Here is a 19,759-nt window from a genome sequence, read left to right as displayed (position 1 = left end):
AAAATTTCAGGTTGTCAAATAACCGGGTACCCTCGATGGCATGGCCTCCACCACACCGACGCCCCTGAAGACGACCGACTGCCCGGATCCGCTGACCCTTGAGGTCGTGGAGCTGATCGGGGAGGTCGTGGTGCGGTTCCACGAGGACTACGAGTCGGCGGCGGCGGACCATGCCCTGACCGGCGCCCAGGCGCGGCTGCTCAGCCTGCTGTGCCTCGAACCGCTGCCGATGCGCAAGCTGGCCCGGCAGCTGAAGTGCGAGCCGTCCAATGTGACGGGGATCGTGGACCGGCTGGAGGCACGGGGGCTCGTCGAGCGGCAGCCGGACCCCACCGACCGCCGGGTGAAGGTGGCGGCGGCCACGGCCGAGGGGCGGCGGGTGGCCCGGAGCCTGCGGGAGTCGCTGCGGTTCGCCCGGGAGCCCCTCGCCGGGCTCTCCGAGGCCGAACGGGTGGCGTTGCGGGACACGCTGCGGCGCATGCTGGGCTGAGTCGGGGTCGCCTCACCTGGTGGGCGCCCGCCGCGACCGCTCGGTTCCTGTCACGCCGGCGAGGTCGGCCGAGTGGCCCTCTAGGCGCACCACCAGAGGAAACGCTTGCAGGGCTCGGGCGCGGACGGCTCCGGTCGCGGGGCCTGGCTGGTCGGGTCCGACGTCGGGGCCGGTTCCGGGGCGGGCGGGGCCGCGGTGGGAGCGGATGCCGGGCGGCTGGGGGCGCCACCCTCCGTCGCCGACTCCGGGTCCTTCGACGCTTCGTCGCCCTCGGGGGGATTCGACTCCTCGTCGTCCCGGGATCCGGAAGGCGACGGCGAGTCAGATGCCTCCGGCGAGGGCGAGCCTGACGACCCTTCAGCCCCGGCACCCTTTCCGCCCGGACCGCCGCCCGGCTTCCCCGCCTCCACCGGAGCGTCCCCGTCCGGCGACTCCCCCCCGGCCGCGGCCGGCTCCGGCGTCGAGCGGGGGGCGTCCATGCCGAGCTCCGCGAGGCTCAGGCCGCCCGCCGCCAGCACGAACCCGGCCGCCACCAACAGGGTCCGGCGCCGCCGTCGACGGTGCGCCGCGGCCTTGCGGTCCCGCCGGCTCGCCCCGCCCGGACCTTCGGCGACCGGGCCGCGCCCGCGGCCACGCCGCCGGGCGGCGCGCCCCTGGTGCTCGCCATCACCGTCGCCGTCGTCGCCGTCGTCGCCGCTGCGGGTGGCGTCGTCGGGGTCGTCGCCGTCGGGGTCGCCGCGTGAGGCGTCGTACGGGTCGTCGTCGCTGCGCGTGCCGTCGTACGGGCCATCGCCGTACGCGTCGCCGCGTGAGGCGTCGTACGGGTCGTCGTCGCTGCGCGTGCCCTCGTACGGGCCATCACCGTACGCGTCGCCGTACCCACCGGCGGAGGCGTCCGGCCTGCCCGGCCCCGTCGGGGTCTCGGCTGCGGGTCCGGACGCGGTGCCGCCGTAGCGGCCGTACTCCGGCTCACGCGAACGGCGCAGCGTTTCGGCCGAAGTGCCGCACCCCGGGCAGGCAAGGGCGCCGTTGAGGTGCCGTCGGCACGGGTCGCAGAAGTCCATGACGCGGGAAGATTAAGTTCCGCGCACGTCACGTTCCTAGATCCAGCTGTGAAGGTTCTGTAGGGACCCGCCTCACCGGTGGTTTCGAAACTGTCGAAACCGTTATGCGCGCGACCCATTGACACTCCTGCCGCCGGATCCTTACTGTCACGCCAGCATTTCGAACGTGTGCCGAAATCTCGAACACAGCTCACGGCACACCTTCGGACGCTGACGGAAACGAGCCGACGAACCTGTGAGGGACAACCGCCGTGCGCATCACCGGAATCAGCACACACGTGGTCGGGACGCCGTGGCGCAACCTGACGTACGTCCAGGTGCACACCGACGAGGGGATCACCGGAGTCGGCGAGACCCGGATGCTGGGACACACCGACGCCCTTCTCGGTTATCTGAGGGAGGCCGAGGCCAATCACATTCTCGGCTCCGACCCGTTCGCTGTCGAGGACCTCGTCAAGCGGATGAAGTACGGCGACTACGGCCGTGCCGGCGAGATCGTGATGTCGGGCATCGCCGTGATCGAGATGGCGTGCTGGGACATCAAGGGCAAGGCCCTGGGCGTCCCCGTCTGGCAGCTGCTGGGCGGCAAGGTCACCGACAAGGTCAAGGCGTACGCCAACGGCTGGTACACCACCGAGCGGACCCCGGAGGCCTACCACAAGGCCGCCCAGGGCGTGATGGAGCGCGGTTACCGGGCGCTCAAGATCGACCCGTTCGGCACCGGCCACTTCGAGCTGGACCACAAGGAGACCCTGTACGCCGTCTCCCTGATCGAGGCGGTCCGGGACGCCATCGGACCCGAGTCCGAGCTGATGCTGGAGATGCACGGCCGTTTCTCCCCCGCCACGGCCGTGCGCCTGGCCAAGGAGCTTGCGCCGTTCAAGCCGGCGTGGCTGGAGGAGCCGGTCCCGCCGGAGAACCTCAAGGCGCTGGAGAAGGTCGCCGCCAAGGTGGACATGCCGGTGGCCACCGGTGAGCGCATCCACGACCGGATCGAGTTCCGGGAGCTGTTCGAGAGCCAGGCCGTCGACATCATCCAGCCGGACGTCGGCCATATCGGTGGAATCTGGGAGACCAGGAAGCTCGCCGCGACCGCCGAGACCCACTACATGCTGGTGGCTCCCCACAACGTGGGCGGCCCGGTCCTGACCGCCGCGTCCCTCCAGGTCGGCTTCACCTCCCCGAACTTCAAGATCCTGGAGCACTTCAACGACTTCGCCGACGCGGAGATCAAGAAGGTGGTCAAGGGCGCCCCGCAGGTGAACCCGGAGGACGGCTGCTTCCACCTCTCCGACGCCCCGGGCCTCGGTGTGGAGCTGGACGTCGACGCCGCCGCCGAGTTCCCCCAGCAGCAGGCCCGTTTCGACCTCTGGGCGGAAGGCTGGGAGCAGCGCAAGCCGAAGGGCGCGCAGTGAGCACCGCGGTCGTCATCGACGCCCCGGGCGAGCACCGTCTCGTCCCGCACGAGCCCCGGCGGCCCGAGGCCGGCGAGGCCCTGGTCCGGGTGCACGCCTCCGGGATCTGCGGCAGCGACCGCGAGGTCTACCAGGGCAACCGCCCCGAGGGCTACGTGCGCTATCCGCTGACCCCGGGCCACGAGTGGTCCGGGACGGTGGAGGCCGTGGGTGCCGGTGTGCCGGGCTCCCTCGTGGGCCGCAAGGTCGTCGGTGAGGGTTTTCGAAACTGTCAGGTCTGCGACCGCTGCCACGCGGGCGACACGACCCTGTGCACGGCCGGCTACGAGGAGACCGGGTTCACCCAGCCGGGCGCGATGGCGGCCACGCTGACCCTCCCGGCCCGTCTCCTGCACGCCCTTCCGGACGGCTGCGACCTCACCGCCGCGGCCCTCCTGGAGCCCGCCGCCTGTATCGCGGCCGCCGCGCTGAAGGGCAACGCCCAGCCCGGCGAGCGCGTCGCCGTGGTCGGCACCGGCACCCTCGGCATGTTCGCCGTGCAGTTCCTGAAGGCGAACTCGCCGTCCGAGCTGCTGGTCGTCGGCACCCGCCGGGACCGCGAGGCGCTGTCGCGGCAGTACGGCGCGACGGACTTCCGGACGAAGGACCAGCAACTCCCGGACGACTTCGACGTGGTGATCGAGACGGCCGGGTCCGCGGACGCCGCCCGGATCTCGGCCGGGCTGCTCCGGCGGGGTGGCCGGCTGGTCCTGACCGGCATCCCGGCGCCGGGCGCCGAGGGCCTCGACCCGACCGACCTCGTGGTGAAGCAGCTGGAGGTGCACAGCGTCTTCGGTGCGCCTCCGGACGCCTGGGCGCACACGGTCCGGGTGTTCGCCGCCGGGCTGCTCGACCCGCTGCCGCTGGTGACGCACGAGCTGCCCCTCACCGAGTTCTCGCAGGCCATCGAGCTGGTCGGGGCCGGTGATCCCAAGGTGGGCAAGGTCCTGCTCCGCCCCTAGACGTACGCCGGTACGGGGGCAACCTGACGGCTCCCGTACCGGCGTACACCCAGCCCCGCCGCATCCAGCCCCGCCGCACCGCGAGTCTCGCCGTACCCAGAGCCGCGAACCTCGTCCGAAATATCGAACCGAAGGACATTCCTGTGACCGACGCTCCCATCACGGCCGCCCGCAGGCCCGGCGAGCAGGCGCTCACCGCCCTGGGCCTGAGCGCGCCCGCCCCCGACCCCGCCGACACCTCGCCGCACTCCTTCCCCGGCGGCGGACGCTGGCGCACCGAGATCCCCTCCTGCGAGGGCCCCGAGGCGCTGGCGGTGGTGCTGAAGGAGGCGTCACGGCTGGACGTGCCGATCCACCGGATCAGCCAGGGCAGCGGCGTGTGGATGCTGACCGACGCCGAGATCACCGAGATGGTCGAGTCGACCGGCGAGCGCGACATCGAGCTCTGCCTGTTCACCGGCCCGCGCGGCACCTGGGACATCGGCGGGTCCACGCGCACCGACTCGCGGGGGGCCGGTCTGCGCGCCAGGGGCCACGACGCCGTCGCCGGCTGTGTCGAAGACGCCGTCAGGGCTACGGAGTTGGGCGTCAAGTGCCTGCTCGTCGCCGACGAGGGCGTGCTGTGGACGCTGCACCGGGCACGGGCCGCCGGGATCATCCCGGCCGACACGACGCTCAAGGTCTCCGCGCTCATCGGGCCGGTCAACCCGGCCGCGTACGCGGTCTACGAGCGCCTCGGCGCCGACTCGGTCAATGTGCCGAGCGACCTGACGCTCGATCACCTCACGGAGATCCGGCGGGTGTCGGGCGCTCCGATGGACATGTACATCGAGGCCCCCGACGACCTCGGCGGCTACGTCCGGATGTACGAGGTCGCCGAGCTCATCCGGCGCGGCGCACCGCTCTACCTGAAGTTCGGCCTGTCCAAGACACCCGGGATCTACCCCTACGGGCACCACATGCGGGAGCTGACCCTGGCCACCGCCAAGGAGCGCGTGCGGCGCGGCCGGCTCGCCCTGGACCTGCTGGCCCGCCACGGAGCGGACGGCGACATGGCGCCGCTCGGGTCGCGGCTGCCGGGCGATCTGCAACGGTTCGAAATCTCGTCATAACGTTCCGGCTACTCGGCTTCACAAAAGAAGACACAGCCAACCACAATCCGACACATCTCTTCTCGGTCTTTCCGGCACGACCAACCGGAGCGACTTCGCGCCTCTCAGACCGAGCCCTGCCACAGATCAAGGATGATGATCATGCGTAACCGCAGAGCCGCTCTCACCGCCATAGCCGGAGCCGCGTCCCTCGCCCTCACCCTGTCCGCCTGCGGGCAGAGCAGCGAGGGCGGCAGCGAGGAGAGCGGGGACAGCGCCAAGGGCGCCACCATCGGCATCGCGATGCCGACCAAGTCCTCCGAGCGCTGGATCGCCGACGGCAAGAACGTCGTGACGGAGCTGGAGTCCAAGGGCTACAAGACCAAGCTGGTCTACGGCGAGGACGACCCGGACCAGCAGGTCTCGCAGGTCGAGAACCTGATCACGCAGGGCGTCAAGGCGCTGATCATCGCCGCGATCGACAACAAGTCGATGAACAACGTGCTCCAGCAGGCCAAGGACGCGAACATCCCGGTCATCTCCTACGACCGCCTGATCCTCGGCTCGCAGAACGTCGACTACTACGCGTCGTTCGACAACGAGAAGGTCGGCGAGCTCCAGGGCACGTACATCGCCGAGAAGCTCGGCCTGGCGGACGGCTCCAAGAAGGGCCCCTTCAACATCGAGCTGTTCGCCGGCTCCAACGACGACAACAACACCCGCTACTTCTTCGGCGGCGCGATGAAGGTCCTGCAGCCCTACATCGACAAGAAGCAGCTCGTCGTCCGCTCCGGCCAGACCAAGCTCAACCAGGTCACCACCCTGCGCTGGGACGGCGGCACCGCCCAGAAGCGCATGGACGACATCCTGACCTCGGCCTACAAGAGCGAGCGCGTCGACGCGGTCCTCTCCCCCTACGACGGCATCTCCATCGGCATCCTGTCGGCGCTGAAGTCGGACGACTACGGCTCCAAGAGCAAGCCGCTGCCGATCGTCACGGGCCAGGACGCCGAGGTCGCCTCGGTGAAGTCGATCATCGCCGGCCAGCAGTCGATGTCCGTCTTCAAGGACCTCCGTCAGCTCGCCAAGGTGTCCTCGAACATGGTCGACGCGCTGCTGAAGGACAAGAAGCCCGAGGTCAACGACACCAAGACCTACGACAACGGCGCGAAGGTCGTCCCGGCCTACCTGCTGGAGCCGGTCGCCGTCGACAAGGGCAACTACCAGAAGGAGCTCATCGACTCCGGCTACCTCAAGGAGAGCGACGTCAAGTAGTCCCCGCCACCGACCGACGATTCACCACTGATTGGAAGGCACGACCATGGCGGGACCCGTCCTGGAAATGCGCTCGATCGTCAAGACCTTTCCCGGCGTCAAGGCGCTGTCGGACGTCACACTGACCGTCCGCCAGGGCGAGGTCCACGCCATCTGCGGGGAGAACGGCGCCGGCAAGTCGACCTTGATGAAGGTCCTCTCCGGCGTCCACCCGCACGGCACGTACGAGGGCGACATCCTCTTCGAGGGAGAGGTCTGCCAGTTCAAGGACATCCGGGCCAGCGAAGAGCGCGGCATCGTGATCATCCATCAGGAACTGGCCCTGGTGCCCTACCTCTCCCTCGCCGAGAACATCTTCCTCGGCAACGAGCACGCCACCCGGGGGATCATCAGCTGGACCGAGACCCTGCGGCACGCCACCGAGCTGCTGCGCCGGGTCGGTCTCGCCGACCACCCCGACACCCGCGTCGCCGACATCGGCGTGGGCAAGCAGCAGCTCGTGGAGATCGCCAAGGCCCTGTCGAAGAAGGTGAAGCTGCTCATCCTGGATGAGCCGACCGCCGCGCTGAACGACGAGGACAGCGGCAAACTCCTGGACCTCATCCTGGAGTTGAAGAAGCAGGGCATCACCTCGATCATCATCTCCCACAAGCTCAACGAGATCCGCAAGGTCGCCGACTCGGTGACGATCCTGCGCGACGGGCAGACGATCGAGACCCTCGATGTGAAGGCCGAGGAGACCACCGAGGACCGGATCATCAGCGGCATGGTCGGCCGCGACCTGGAGAACCGCTTCCCGGAGCGGTCGCCGCACGAGCCCGAGGAGGGCGCGGCCCCGGCCCTGGAGATCCGGGGCTGGACCGTGCACCACCCGATCGACCAGCAGCGCAAGGTGTGCGACGACGTGTCGCTCCACGTGCGCCGCGGGGAGATCGTCGGCATCGCGGGCCTCATGGGCGCCGGCCGCACCGAACTCGCGATGAGCGTCTTCGGGCGGACCTACGGCCGCTACGCGGGCGGCACCGTCCTCAAGGACGGCAAGGAGATCCGTACGAAGTCCGTCCCCGAGGCGGTCAAGCACGGCATCGCGTACGTCACCGAGGACCGCAAGCACTACGGCCTCAACCTCATCGACACCATCAACCGGAACATCTCGCTGAGCGCCCTGGGCAAGGTCGCCAAGCGCGGTGTGGTCGACGAGCACGAGGAGCGGCAGGTCGCCGAGGGCTTCCGCAAGTCCATGAACATCAAGGCGCCGACGGTGTTCGAGCCGGTGGGCAAGCTGTCCGGCGGCAACCAGCAGAAGGTCGTCCTCAGCAAGTGGATCTTCTCGGGTCCGGACGTGCTGATCCTGGACGAGCCGACGCGCGGCATCGACGTCGGCGCCAAGTACGAGATCTACACGGTCATCGACCAGCTGGCGGCCCAGGGCAAGGCGGTCGTCTTCATCTCCTCCGAGCTGCCCGAGCTGCTCGGCATGTGCGACCGCATCTACACGATGGCCGCGGGGCGGCTGACGGGTGAGTTCTCGCGGGCCGAGGCCTCCCAGCAAGCGCTGATGCGTCAGATGACGAAGGACAAAGAGGTATCCCGATGAGCACGGACGTGACCGCCAAGAGCCCGGCCCCCGCGCCGCCGGGCAAGAGCGGAGGGGCCGCGGCCGACGGCCTGTTGCAGCTGGTGATGGACGGCATGCGCCGCAACATGCGGCAGTACGGCATGCTGATCGCGCTGGGCCTGATCGTGGTCCTGTTCGCCGTATGGACCGACGGTGACCTGCTGCTGCCGCGCAACGTCTCCAACCTGGTGCTGCAGAACAGCTACATCCTGATCCTCGCGATCGGCATGATGCTGGTCATCATCGCCGGCCACATCGACCTGTCGGTGGGCTCACTGACGGCGTTCGTCGGGTCCATGGCCGCCGTGTTCATGGTCAAACAGGATCTGCCGTGGCCACTCGCCGTGGTGCTGTGCCTGGCCGTGGGTGCGGTCGCGGGTGCCGTACAAGGGTTCTTCATCGCGTACGGCGGGATACCGTCGTTCATCGTGACCCTGGCGGGCATGCTGATCTTCCGCGGCCTGACGGAGATCTTCCTGGAGGGCCAGACCCTCGGCCCGTTCCCGGAGGGCCTCCAGAAGGCCGCCAACGGCTTCCTGCCGGAGGTCGGCCCGAACACGAACTACCACAACCTCACCCTGCTGTTGGGCTTCGCGATGATCGCCTTCGTGATCTTCCAGGAGGTGCGTGACCGCAGGCGGCAGCAGGAGTTCGACCTGGACGTCCCGCCCACGAAGCTGTTCCTGCTGAAGCTGGTCGCGATCGGCGCCGCGGTGCTGACGCTCACCATGCTGCTGGCCAGCTACAAGGGCGCCCCGATCGTGCTGCTCATCCTGGGCGTGCTGCTCGTCGGCTTCGGCTACGTCATGCGCAACGCGATCATCGGCCGCCACATCTACGCCATCGGCGGCAACCTTCCGGCGGCCAAGCTGTCGGGTGTGAAGGACAAGAAGGTCACCTTCCTGGTCTTCCTGAACATGGGCATGCTCGCGGCCCTGGCGGGTCTGGTCTTCGCCGCCCGCTTCAACGCGGCCTCTCCCAAGGCCGGCCTCAACTTCGAGCTGGAGGCGATCGCCGCCTCGTTCATCGGCGGTGCGTCGATGAGCGGCGGTGTCGGCACCGTCCTCGGCGCGATCATCGGTGGCCTGGTCCTGGGCGTGCTGAACAACGGTATGAACCTCGTCGGCATCGGCACCGACTGGCAGCAGGTCATCAAGGGCATGGTGCTGCTGGCGGCGGTCGGGTTCGACGTGTGGAACAAGCGCAAGGTCGGTTCGTAAGTCGGACCGGGCCCCGGCCGGGAGGCGGGCCCCGGTTCCTTCCCACGCAGTTTCCCAATGAAGTGGAGCCGCACATGGAACTGAACAGACGCACGGTCATCGCGGGAGCCGCGGCGGCGGGATTAGCCGCCACCACACTCAGCGGCACGGCGCACGCCACGGGAGGCAGGAAGCCGGTGAAGACGCTCTTCGGCAAGCTGGCCGACGGCACCAAGGTCTACAGCTGGTCGCTGGAGAACGGCGGCACCCGCCTGAAGGTCCTCTCCTGGGGCGGTGTCGTCCAGTCCCTGGAGATCCCCGACCGTCGCGGCCGGTACGCCAACGTCTCCGCGGGCTTCGACAACCTCGAGGACTACGTCGCGAAGACCCCGTACTTCGGCGCGCTGATCGGCCGGTACGGCAACCGCATCGGCAAGGGCAAGTTCACCCTCGACGGCAAGAACTACCAGCTGTCCGTGAACGACGGCGAGCAGAGCCTGCACGGCGGCACCCAGGGCTTCGACAAGCGCGTGTGGGACGTCGAGCCGTTCACCAAGGGCTCCGACGTCGGTCTGCACCTGTACTACACGAGCGTCGACGGCGAGATGGGCTACCCGGGCACGCTCAAGACGAAGGTGACGTACACGCTCACCCGGCACGGCGACTGGCGCGTCGACTACGAGGCCACCACGGACAAGGCCACCGTCGTCAACCTCACCAGCCACGTCTACTTCAACCTCGCCGGTGAGGGCAGCGGCACGATCGAGGACCACGAGCTCCAGATCGCGGCCTCCCGCTACACGCCCACCGACGCGGGCCTGATCCCCACCGGCGAGCTGGCCAAGGTCGCGGGCACGCCCTTCGACTTCCGCAGGGCCAAGCCGATCGGCCGGGACATCCGCGTCTCCCACCCGCAGTTGGTGACCGCCAAGGGCTTCGACCACAACTGGGTCCTCGACAAGGGCATCACCGCCCGCCCCGAGCAGGTCGCCACCCTGCGCGACCCGGCCTCCGGCCGCACCATGAAGATCGCCACGAACGAGCCGGGCCTGCAGTTCTACTCCGGCAACTTCCTCGACGGCACGCTGACCGGCCCGTCCGGCCGCACCTACCGGCAGGGCGACGCCCTGTGCCTGGAGACGCAGCACTTCCCGGACTCGCCGAACAAGCCGAAGTTCCCGTCGACGGTGCTGCGGCCGGGGGAGACCTACCGGACGACGACGATCCACACGTTCGGCTGCTGAGGCCACTGACAGGTCTTCACAGGCTGAACACACGTTCCGACCGTTTTCCCGACGGTTGAACGGTGTCACCGTGGTCTCCGTATGAATGGGCGGCCCGCGCTCCCCCGCGCGGGCCGCCCTTAAACGTCGGGTCCGGCCGTCCCCAACGGACCCGCCTCATACGGAGGTTCCATGGCCGACAACGTCACGTCGCTGTTCCGCAGTACCGCGGCACACAGCCCGTCGATGGCGGCTCTGACACGCGAGGGCGGCGAGGAAGCCGGCCCCGTGGACTTCTGTATCCCCTGCAACCCGTACTTCCCGACCCCGGCCATGTTCGAGGACATGGCGGGCCGGCTGCGCGACATCATCACGTACTACCCGTCCAGCGCCGACACGATCACGGCCGAGCTGTGCAGCCTGCTCCAGCTGCCGCCGCAGTGCGTGGCCATGGGCAACGGCTCCACCGAGCTCATCACGTGGATCGACCACCTGCTGGTGCGCGAGTCCCTCGCCGTCCCCGTCCCCACCTTCGGCCGCTGGACCGACCAGCCGATGGAGACCGGCAAGCGGGTCGACATGTTCCCGCTCCAGGAGTCCAGCGGCTTCGCCCTGGACCTCGCCCAGTACGCCGAGTTCATCCGCGCCCGGGGCACCCGCGTCGCCGTGATCTGCAATCCCAACAACCCCGACGGCGGCTTCCTGCACAAGCACGCCGTCGTGCAGTTCATGGACGCCATGGCCGACCTCGACCTGATCGTCATCGACGAGTCGTTCCTGGAGTTCGCGGACGCCGAGGCCGAACCGTCCGTCGTGCAGGAGGCGATGCTGCGGCCCAACGTCGTCGTGCTGCGCAGCCTCGGCAAGAACTTCGGTCTGCACGGCATCCGCTTCGGCTACCTCGTCGCCAACCCGGCGCTCGCCGGCCGGATCCGCTCGATGCTCCCCAAGTGGAACCTCAACTCCTTCGCCGAGCACGTGGTGTTCATGCTGAAGGAGCACGGCGCCGAGTACGCGCAGAGCCTCCACCAGGTCCGCCGCGACCGGATGGACATGTCCGGCCAGCTCTCCTCCCTGCCCGGGCTGACGGTCTACCCGTCGCAGGGCAACTTCCTCTTCGTGCGCCTCCCCGTGGGTGCCGAGGGCACCGTGGTCCGGGACCGCATGCTCACCGAGCACCGGATCCTGGTCCGCGAGTGCGGCAACAAGATCGGCTCGTCCAGTCGCTTCCTGCGTCTCGTGGTGCGCCCCCAGGTGGACGTGCGTCGCCTGGTGTCCGGCCTGGAACAGGTGCTCTACGGGACGTCCAGGAGGGGAGCCGCCGTACCCGAGCCGGGCAACGGGAACAGCTACAGCTCGGGTACGGCGGCCGTGGACCGTCTGGTGAGCGAGACGAACGGGTCGGGCATGCGAGGGCTCGCGGCGCAGGCGGTGGGCATGGCCTCGGCGCCGGCTGCCGCCCCGGGACCGGGGCTCGCCCCGGCGGCCGCGAATACGGGTGGGGTGCGGCTCGCCCCGGCGGCGAGTACGGGTGGGGTGCGGCTCGCCCCGGCGGCCGCGAGTATGGGCGGGCAGGGACTCGCCGCTGCCCCGGCGCCCGCACCGGCTCCCGTCCCGGCGCCTGCTCCGGCGCCCGCCCCTGCCGCCGGCATCGGCATGCCGCTCCCCGCCGCCGCGTCCGCCGTACCGGCGGGCACGGGCGGTGGGATGCCGATGCCGGCTGCGGCCCAGATGCCGCAACCGCAGATACCCCAACCGCAGATACCCCAGCCCCAGATACCGCAGCCGCACATGCCGCAGCCCCAGATGCCGCAGCCCCAGGTAGCGCAGCCGCACATGCCGCAGCCCCAGATGCCGCAGTCGGTGCCGCAGCCCGCTCCCCAGCCGGTGGCCGCCCCGGCCCCGCCCCTGGCGCCCGCGGCCCAGGCACCGGTGCCGGTCCCTGCACCGGCTCCCATGCCCGCGCCGACGCCCGTGCCCGCCCCGTTCACCGGGCCCACGCCGCCCGGTGTCCCGGCCCGCGGGGGCCTCACGGCCGCGCAGGTGCGGGGCACGAACGGCCTGACTCCGGCGCCGGCCACGGGGTGGCCCGCCGCGCAGAGCTGGCCCAACGCGGCGGGGATGGGGCAGGTCGGGTAGTTCGGCGGGTGCGGGTGGGTTGTGGCTGGTCACGCAATTCCCCGCACCTAGGGAGCTGTTCTTACACCGGGTTCAATTTCCACTGTTGGCAATGGTTGTTCAACCACGCCCACTGGCGTACGTCCGACCCGTCTGCCGTTCCGCAGTTCGCCACGTCGGCCACCTTGCCGGAGGCCTGGTTGGCGATGCGGACGTAACCGCCGTCGGTGGCCACGAACCGGAACCGCTGGCAGGTGTTGTTCAGCCAGGACCACTGGCGCAGGTCGGCGCCGTCGGCCGTCGAGCAGTCGGCGGTGTCGAGGGCCTTGCCGGTGGCGACGTTCACCAGGCGGTGGGTGTCGTCGCCGAGGTCCTCCAGCCGCCAGCGCTGGTTGGCGTTGCCGTTGCAGGTGTACTGCGCGACGTTGGCCCCGTCGGCCGATGAACCCCCTGTCACCTCCATGCACTTGCCGCTGTTGCGGTTGGTGACGGTGTAGGTCGTCGAGGCGGAGGCCGGCTCACCCGACGGTCCGGCCTGGCTCGCCCCAAGCCGGACGGGCGTACCGAGGTTCGGCGTGCCGTCGGAGTTCCACGTGAACTTCTGCGCCCGGGTCGTACGGCCGTTGTCGCAGCCATCCGATGCGGAGTCGTTGGCGTGGTAGACGATCCAGTTCTCGCGGCCGTCGGGCGAGGTGAAGAAGCCGTTGTGGCCGGGACCGTACACCCCGTTCGCGTCACTGCGCTGGAAGACGGGTGTGGACTTCTTGGTCCAGGAGGAGGCGGACAGCGGGTTGGAGCCGGTCAGCTCCAGTTGCCCGAGCTTGTAGTCGGGCGTCCAGCAGCCGCTCGCGGAGTAGACCAGGAAGGTCCGGCCGCCCCGCTGCAGCACCTCGGCGCCCTCGTTGACGGTGCCGCCCTGCCGCTCCCAGGCGTACGTCGGTGTGGAGATCGTCGAGTACGCGCCGCTGACGGTGTACGGGTTCGACATCGGCGCGATGACGACGTTCTGCGTCCCGCCGGTGTTGGCGCTGCCCAGCATGTACAGCCGGCCGCCCACGTTCAGCACACTCGGATCCAGCATCCACGCGTTGTTGAGCTGCCCCCTGTAGGTGTACGGGCCCATGGGGTCGGAGCCCGCACTCTCCAGCACATGGCTGCGCTGCGTGGGGTTGTAGTCGGACACGTTCTGCCCGGCGACGTAGTACAGGTACCAGCGGCCGTTGAGGAAGTGCAGCTCCGGCGCCCAGACGTTGCAGCAACGGGAGGCGGCGTCGCCCTTCCACACCTGGACGCTGGGGGCGGTGGAGAGGCCGGCGAGGGTGGTGGACTTGCGGATGGTGATGACGTCGGTCCAACTCGTCGTCACCAGGTAGTAGTTGCCGTCGTGGTACGAAATCCAGGGGTCGGCACCCTTGACCGACTTGACCGGGTTGGCGAAGGAGGCGGCGCTCGCGGAGGGCTGGCCGACGGACAGGGCCAGCAGCAGCGCGGCCAGCAGGGTCAGTAGGCGACGGGCCATCCGCTGCTCCAGTTCAGGAGGTTGATGCCGAGCTTGGGCGTGCCGTTCGCGTTGCCGTCGTAGTAGTGGTAGACGATCAGGTCGCCGTCGGTGTCCTTCAGGATCGACTGGCCGCCGGGGCCGATGACGTTGCCGTGCGACTCCAGGACGGGGGTGCCGCCGTTCCTCATCAGGTCGACGCCGTTCTTGTCGCGGTACGGCCCGGTGACGCTGGAGGCCCGGCCGACCTTGACCTTGTACGTCGAACTGGTCCCGTTGCAGCAGGTGTCGTAGGAGGCGAAGAGGTAGTAGTAGCCGCCCCGCTTGACGATGAAGGGCGCTTCCACGGCCTTGGTCCCGGTGGGACGGGAGGCGAGCGAATAGCGGGTGGTGCTGGAGGAGAGCTGCTTCCCGGTGGACGGATTGATCTGGATCATCTTGATGCCGGTCCACCAACTGCCGAAGGACAGCCACCACTTGCCGTCGTCGTCCACGAAGAGGTTCGGGTCGATGGCGTTGAAGTCGCTGCCGGAGTTCGACGTGTAGACGGTGCCCTGGTCGGTCCAGCTGCCGGGCCGGCCGGTGCTGGATGTGGCGAGGCCGATGGCGGAGGTGTTCGAGCCGAACTTCGAGACGGAGTAGTACATCAGGTACTTGCCGCCGTGGTACGAGATGTCCGGCGCCCAGGCCTCCGGCACGGAGGAGTAGTTCCGCCACCAGCCCGGCCGGCTGGAGAAGGCGTCGCTGCCGTTGCGGAAGGCGGTGCGGTCGGCGGAGGTCTTGTTGGCGATGCCGCCGCCGGTGGCGTAGAGCAGGTACTGCCCGGACGAGGTGCGGATCATCGACGGGTCGTGGGTGACGACGTCGCCGGTGACCCGGCCCGGGTTGGGGTACGCGGACGCCGTGCCCGGGATCAGTGCCAGGAGGACGGCGGCGGGGAGGGCGAGCAGGGCGGTTCGCCTGCGGAGGGTTCGAGGGCTGCGGGGACTGCGGCTCATGCGGGTCCTCTCCTTGCGGTGGGGGTGAAGAGCTGCCCGATATTTCGGACAGCGATCGCAAGTTCGAACGGACCGTAGAATCGAACACCTTGCGCGTCAATGGTCCGCGCAGCAACAGCTGCGCGGACCATGGGCTTTGGAGCGAGGCGCGGAGGGGTCAGCCGGTCGGGAGTCCCAGCCCGTAGTACCTGACGTCGTAGCCGTCCACGTACTCGGCCTCGCCGCCGACGATCAGACCGGCAGGCTCGCTCACCCCCGCCGCCCTGGCCGTCGCCACGAGCATCTCCGCGAGGGCGCGGCCCTTGGGTTCGCCGGGGCCTCCCGCGTCCACGCGCCACACCGGATCGTCGTCGCCCCAGACCGAGGCCGTGGCCGGGTGCTCGGTGACGGTGCCCCAGCCGAGCGCGGCCGCGTCGACGCCGTCCGGGGCGAAGCAGCCGATCGACAGCCGGTCGCCGCACGCCACGTCGAAGAGGAGGGGCGCACCGCCGCCGGTCCGCCCGTAGAACGGCATCCCGAAACGGATGCCGAGGGCGGTCGCCTCCGCGGGCAGCGCCGTCAGGAAGTCGCCCAGTGACCGGGTGACGGTCTCCCAGCTGCGGGCGGTCCAGCCGCCGGGAAAGCCGAGGCCCGCGTTGGCCGGGTCGCGGTTGCTGCCGAAGAAGCCGCTGATCGCGTGCTCTTCGCCGTGGCCCTGACGCCAGAACCAGTTCTCGGCCGGGCCGGTGGGCTGCAGGACCAGCTCCGGCCCCGACTTCCCGGCGCGCAGCTCCAGTGTGTCCGGGTCGCCGCGCCAGCGCATGAAGGGGGCGCCCCAGAGCGGCCCGCTGTCGTAGAAGGGGCCCATCTCGCCGTGCGAGCCCATGACGGACGGCCGACCCAGCGCCGCGGTCAGTTCCTCGCCGGCCGCCCGGAAGGCGGCGGCCTGCGCCACCGCGTCGGGTGCGGCGGTCGCCACCGGCACCGCGAGCTCCACGTACGACTCGCCGTCGGTGTACCGCTCCTCGTAGGTGCCCACGGGACGCAGGCGGGCGTCACCCGAGGACCGGCCGGTGGCCAGGACGGGATGGTCCGCTGTGCCGCCCCGGGCCCAGCCGAGCCCGTCCGCCAGGGTGTTCACCCCGTCCGGCGTCCAGCCGCCGGTGTCCGCCGCGCGGAGTCGCCGGGCGAGGTCCGCGAGGGATTGTTCTTCGGTGCTGCCCCGTTGTCCGTTCATGCGCTCATCGTGCCGCAGCCCTATCCCTCGATGTCGAGCGCGGTCCCGTACATCCGGTCCACCTTCAGCCGGATGACGACGCGCCGCTCGTCGACCAGTTGCCGGAGAAAGGCGTCCTCGTCCTCCGGTTCGGCACCCGCCGGGATCATCGCGAGCAGCTCCCGGCCGACCGGGTCGCCGGGGACCGTCGTGACGTCGGAGACCTCGGCGTCGCCCTCCGCGACGGCGAACGACCAGACGTCCGCGCCCTGCACGTGCAGCGCGGCACGCGGTTCGCGGCGCAGGTGCCGGACCTTGACGCGGTCGGCCGTCGTCGAGAACCGCACCGTGCGGGACTCGGCGTCCCAGCCGTACACCATGGTGGTCAGGTGGGGGTGGCCACTGCGCTTGACGGTGGCGAGCGTGCCGAACCGCTGTGCACCGAGCAGGTCGGAGAGGGCCGCGTCGGACAGGAGGCGAGGTGCCGGTCTCTGCGTCATGACATCGCCAACGCCGGTGCGCCGCAGATCATTTCAGGGTGCCGGTGCCGACAGGAGTCCGACCTCGGCACGCACGGTCTTGCCGGGCGCCGGCTTCCGCTCCAGGACCTCCCACCGGTCGGCGAGCGCGGCGACGAGGAGCAGTCCACGGCCGTGTTCGTCGAGGAGGCCCGGCCGCTCCACGCCGCGCGGCCCTGGCGGGCTCGGCGGGCTCGGCGGCCCACTGTGCGTGTCGGTCACCTCGACACGGACGCTGCCACCGAGGAGCGACAGCCGCAGCTCGAAGTCCCTGCCCGGCACGCGCCCGTGCGTCACGGCATTGGCGGCGAGCTCGGAGACGATCAGGGCGACGGCGTCGGAGGCTTCCGTCCCGTGCGGGATGCCCCAGCTGTGCAACCGTCCGACGGCCAGATGCCGGGCCATGCGGGCGCCGCGGGGAGTGGCGCGCAGACGCTGCACGAACACACGGACGGTGACGTCGGGTTGGGGAGTGGCAGGTGCTGTCATGCGGCCAATGTCCCGCTCCGGAACCCCTCCGCGCGAGGTCGGAGCCGCGTACGCCGGTGCGGCGTACGCGGTCACGGACTGGACAGTACCGGTGACGTGCCGTAACCATGACGCGCGGGAGGTGATCGACGGTGGTCGATGGTGCGGTGGGGGCGGGAACGGGCGGCGAGCCGGAGTCGTCGGACAGCCTGCGGACGTTCGGGGCGGTGGTCCAGGGCTTGCGGGAACACGCCGGGCTGAGCCGGGAGGAGTTCGGCGAGCTGGTGATGTTCTCCAAACCCACGGTGGCGTCCGTGGAGTTGGGGAGGCGGATGCCGGATCCGGTGTTCGTGGAGCGGGCGTAGGAGGCCCTGGGGAACACGGGGGCGTTGCAGAGGGCGGCGCAATGCTTGGCCCGGCAGCCGGGACTCGCGGCGTGGTTCCGCCAATGGGCTCGGCTGGAGAAGACGGCGATCGCCCTCTACACGTACGAGTCCCGCATGGTGGCGGGTTTGTTGCAGACGGAGGCGTACGCGCGGGCGATGGCACTCGACCATCTGCCGCCTCTGGACGACGCGGAGATCGATGAACGATGGGCCGCCCGAGCCGAACGACAGAAGCTGCTGCGGGAACGCCTCAACACGGCGTTCGGGTTCATCCTGGAGGAGCACGTGTTCCTGCGGCGCACCGGCGGGGCGGATGTCACCCGAGGCCTCATCGACCTTGTGCTGGAAGTCGCACAGTTGCGGAACGTCGAGATCCAGATCATGCCGCTCGTGCAGGAGTCGCACACGGGGATGCAAGGGCCCTTCCAACTGCTGGAAACGCCGGAGAACCAGTGGTTCGCCTACACCGAAGGACAGGAGAGTGGCCAGCTCATCGCCGACCGGAAAGTGGTCAGCGTGCTCCAGAGGCGGTATGCCAGGATGCGTTCACAGGCACTCACCATGCAGGACTCAGTGAGCCTGCTGGAGCGGATGCGAGGAGAGCTATGAACACGTCCTACATGACCTGGCGCAAGTCCAGTCACAGCAGCAGTGCTTCCGGAGACTGCCTGGAAATAGCCACCCGCCCCCACACCGTCCACATCCGCGACTCGAAGAACAAACAGGGCCCCCAGCTCACCCTCTCCCCCACCGCCTGGTCCGCCTTCCTCACGCACGCCACGAAGTGACCCTCGAACACACTCGTCACCGCCGACCGCCGAACTCCCAGTCGTGGACCTCGATGTCGGCGTACCGGCCCCGGGTCAGCACAGCACGCGCCGTGTCCGCGTCCGGGGCCCGCACCAGCGCTGCCGTCCCCACCCACACGGCACCGTCGTCGGACAGCAGCGGCCCGTAGGCGATCAGCTCGTCCCGGTCGTACGGCACGTCGAGGCCGACGGCCGTCCCCGAGCCGAAGCCGAGCACCAGGAACCGGTTCCCGCCGCTCGGCCCACCGGGGAACTCCCACATGGTCCGCCCCAGCAGATTGCGCCACCGCCGCAGCAGCACGTCCCGGTACACGCCCGCCTGGTAGTTGGGCTCGTCGAAGGCGAACGCCCGCGCGGCTGCGGCATCCGGCAGATCGACGATGTGCACACTGCCGCTCGGTGTCTCCCCGTCATCGGCGAAAGTCGGACCACGGGCAATCAACTCCGCCTCGTACTGGTCCATGTAGGCCCAGTGCGCCTCCCCCAGCTCCTCACGCAAGGGCAGGGATCCGGGCCGGTCGCGGTGGTAGCAGAAAAACTCCATGGCTCATCCAACCCCGGTGGCTACTCTCGTGTCTCCCGTCGTCACGACCGCAGGAGAGCAGACCGTGCGCAGCGCCGCCGTAACCCCAGAGGGCGACCGAATCCGCTGGGTCGAACTACCGGGGCAGGAGCCGCCCCGCGTCTACGTTCACGGACTGGGCGCCACATCACCGGCCTACTTCACATCCGTCGCGGTCGACCCGAAGCTGTCCGGGCACCGCTCACTGCTCCTGGACCTCCTCGGCCACGGCATCAGCGACCGCCCGAGGCACTTCGACTACACCCTGGAATCACACGCCGACGCCCTCGCCAACGCCCTGACGGCGGCGCGCGTTTCGGCCGCCGACGTGATCGCCCACAGCATGGGCGGCTCGGTGGCGATCGTCCTGGCGGCCCGCCACCCCCACCTGGTCTCCCGCCTGGTCCTGATCGACGCGAACCTGGACCCGATCCCGCGCCGCCCGGGCTCGTCGGGCAGCAGCGGCATCGCCGCCTACTCCGAGGAGGAGTTCGTGACGGGCGGTGGCTGGGAGGAGGTCCGTGACCGGGTCGGCCCGCACTGGTGGTCCACGATGCGCCTGGCGGGCCGCGAGGCCCTGCACCGCAGCGCGCTCCACCTCACGCGTGGCACGGTCCCGACGATGCGCGAACTCCTCCTGGACCTGAAGATCCCCCGCACCTTCCTGCTTCCCGAGGCGGACGGACCACTCCCCGGCGTGGAATCCCTGACACAGGCCGGCGTATCCGTGGTGGCGATCCCCGACTGCGGACACAACATCATGCTGGACAACCCGGAGGCATTCGTGGCCATCACGTCCGCCGCCCTCACACCCCCAGCCGAGAATTGAGC

General features: G+C 69.7%; 18 protein-coding genes and 1 pseudogene. 12 read left to right on the top strand and 7 right to left on the bottom strand.

All coding sequences use genetic code 11. From position 1 onward, the window contains the following. Positions 1-40: 40 nt before the first annotated feature. The gene (locus tag ACFY9S_RS03365) at positions 41-490 is read left to right on the top strand and encodes a MarR family winged helix-turn-helix transcriptional regulator (protein WP_102913367.1); all 450 of its coding nucleotides are present in this window, start codon (positions 41-43) and stop codon (positions 488-490) included. An 80-nt stretch (positions 491-570) separates the two neighbouring features. On the opposite strand, the gene ACFY9S_RS03360 is transcribed toward ACFY9S_RS03365, so the two are convergent. Further along, complete coding sequence (locus tag ACFY9S_RS03360) at positions 571-1,554, bottom strand: hypothetical protein (protein ID WP_391122190.1); 984 nt, start codon at positions 1,552-1,554, stop codon at positions 571-573. A 251-nt stretch (positions 1,555-1,805) separates the two neighbouring features. Between ACFY9S_RS03360 and ACFY9S_RS03355 the strand changes: the two genes are divergently transcribed. The 8 genes from ACFY9S_RS03355 to ACFY9S_RS03320 all read left to right on the top strand — a co-directional run bounded on the left by ACFY9S_RS03355 (position 1,806) and on the right by ACFY9S_RS03320 (position 12,515). Beyond that, positions 1,806-2,969: an enolase C-terminal domain-like protein gene (locus tag ACFY9S_RS03355; protein ID WP_391122187.1), complete on the top strand. Its 1,164-nt coding sequence runs from the start codon at positions 1,806-1,808 to the stop codon at positions 2,967-2,969. Further along, positions 2,966-3,970: an alcohol dehydrogenase catalytic domain-containing protein gene (locus tag ACFY9S_RS03350; protein WP_391122184.1), complete on the top strand. Its 1,005-nt coding sequence runs from the start codon at positions 2,966-2,968 to the stop codon at positions 3,968-3,970. Before ACFY9S_RS03355 ends, ACFY9S_RS03350 begins: the two co-directional genes overlap by 4 nt. Positions 3,971-4,113: 143 nt before the next feature. After that, positions 4,114-5,082: a hypothetical protein gene (locus ACFY9S_RS03345; RefSeq protein ID WP_391122181.1), complete on the top strand. Its 969-nt coding sequence runs from the start codon at positions 4,114-4,116 to the stop codon at positions 5,080-5,082. A 141-nt stretch (positions 5,083-5,223) separates the two neighbouring features. Then, a complete protein-coding gene (gene chvE, locus ACFY9S_RS03340) occupies positions 5,224-6,336 on the top strand; it encodes a multiple monosaccharide ABC transporter substrate-binding protein (RefSeq protein ID WP_391122178.1) in 1,113 nt (370 codons plus the stop codon). 46 nt (positions 6,337-6,382) lie between these two features. After that, positions 6,383-7,933, top strand: a complete 1,551-nt coding sequence (gene mmsA, locus ACFY9S_RS03335) for a multiple monosaccharide ABC transporter ATP-binding protein (RefSeq protein ID WP_391122175.1) — start codon at positions 6,383-6,385, stop codon at positions 7,931-7,933. Next, the gene (mmsB, locus tag ACFY9S_RS03330; RefSeq protein ID WP_102912696.1) at positions 7,930-9,174 is read left to right on the top strand and encodes a multiple monosaccharide ABC transporter permease; all 1,245 of its coding nucleotides are present in this window, start codon (positions 7,930-7,932) and stop codon (positions 9,172-9,174) included. Before mmsA ends, mmsB begins: the two co-directional genes overlap by 4 nt. A 74-nt stretch (positions 9,175-9,248) precedes the next feature. Further along, positions 9,249-10,397 (top strand): aldose epimerase family protein, encoded by a 1,149-nt coding sequence (locus ACFY9S_RS03325; protein ID WP_102912695.1) that lies wholly within the window; start codon positions 9,249-9,251, stop codon positions 10,395-10,397. Positions 10,398-10,568: 171 nt separating this feature from the next. Further along, a complete protein-coding gene (locus ACFY9S_RS03320; protein ID WP_391122171.1) occupies positions 10,569-12,515 on the top strand; it encodes an aminotransferase class I/II-fold pyridoxal phosphate-dependent enzyme in 1,947 nt (648 codons plus the stop codon). A gap of 61 nt (positions 12,516-12,576) precedes the next feature. Here ACFY9S_RS03320 and ACFY9S_RS03315 read toward each other — a convergent pair whose 3' ends face one another. The 5 genes from ACFY9S_RS03315 to ACFY9S_RS03295 all read right to left on the bottom strand — a co-directional run bounded on the left by ACFY9S_RS03315 (position 12,577) and on the right by ACFY9S_RS03295 (position 17,192). Further along, positions 12,577-14,013, bottom strand: a complete 1,437-nt coding sequence (locus ACFY9S_RS03315) for a family 43 glycosylhydrolase (RefSeq protein WP_391122168.1) — start codon at positions 14,011-14,013, stop codon at positions 12,577-12,579. Beyond that, positions 13,995-14,990, bottom strand: a complete 996-nt coding sequence (locus ACFY9S_RS03310) for a family 43 glycosylhydrolase (protein ID WP_391122165.1) — start codon at positions 14,988-14,990, stop codon at positions 13,995-13,997. Before ACFY9S_RS03310 ends, ACFY9S_RS03315 begins: the two co-directional genes overlap by 19 nt. Positions 14,991-15,147: 157 nt before the next feature. Further along, positions 15,148-16,206 (bottom strand): hypothetical protein, encoded by a 1,059-nt coding sequence (locus ACFY9S_RS03305; RefSeq protein WP_391122162.1) that lies wholly within the window; start codon positions 16,204-16,206, stop codon positions 15,148-15,150. A gap of 20 nt (positions 16,207-16,226) precedes the next feature. After that, a complete protein-coding gene (locus ACFY9S_RS03300; RefSeq protein WP_391122159.1) occupies positions 16,227-16,685 on the bottom strand; it encodes a TIGR03618 family F420-dependent PPOX class oxidoreductase in 459 nt (152 codons plus the stop codon). A gap of 33 nt (positions 16,686-16,718) precedes the next feature. Further along, positions 16,719-17,192: an ATP-binding protein gene (locus ACFY9S_RS03295; RefSeq protein WP_391122156.1), complete on the bottom strand. Its 474-nt coding sequence runs from the start codon at positions 17,190-17,192 to the stop codon at positions 16,719-16,721. 131 nt (positions 17,193-17,323) lie between these two features. Here ACFY9S_RS03295 and ACFY9S_RS03290 point away from each other — a divergent pair. Beyond that, positions 17,324-18,166: pseudogene (locus tag ACFY9S_RS03290) on the top strand (helix-turn-helix domain-containing protein). Continuing rightward, complete coding sequence (locus tag ACFY9S_RS03285; RefSeq protein WP_391122153.1) at positions 18,163-18,345, top strand: DUF397 domain-containing protein; 183 nt, start codon at positions 18,163-18,165, stop codon at positions 18,343-18,345. The pseudogene ACFY9S_RS03290 and the gene ACFY9S_RS03285 overlap by 4 nt, the downstream one beginning before the upstream one ends. Positions 18,346-18,361: 16 nt before the next feature. Here the strand turns inward: ACFY9S_RS03285 and ACFY9S_RS03280 are convergent, their stop codons facing one another. After that, the gene (locus ACFY9S_RS03280; RefSeq protein ID WP_391122150.1) at positions 18,362-18,910 is read right to left on the bottom strand and encodes a YciI family protein; all 549 of its coding nucleotides are present in this window, start codon (positions 18,908-18,910) and stop codon (positions 18,362-18,364) included. Between the two features lie 64 nt (positions 18,911-18,974). Here ACFY9S_RS03280 and ACFY9S_RS03275 point away from each other — a divergent pair, with 64 nt between their 5' ends. After that, on the top strand, positions 18,975-19,757 hold the full coding sequence (locus tag ACFY9S_RS03275; protein ID WP_391122944.1) for an alpha/beta fold hydrolase: 783 nt from the start codon (positions 18,975-18,977) through the stop codon (positions 19,755-19,757). Positions 19,758-19,759 lie beyond the last annotated feature (2 nt).

The sequence above is a fragment of the Streptomyces sp. NPDC012474 genome, from assembly GCF_042955185.1.
GTDB classification, from domain to species: Bacteria; Actinomycetota; Actinomycetes; order Streptomycetales; family Streptomycetaceae; genus Streptomyces; species Streptomyces cahuitamycinicus.
The sequence above is the reverse complement of the archived record's forward strand: the minus strand, read 5'-3'. Positions and strand labels throughout refer to the sequence as shown.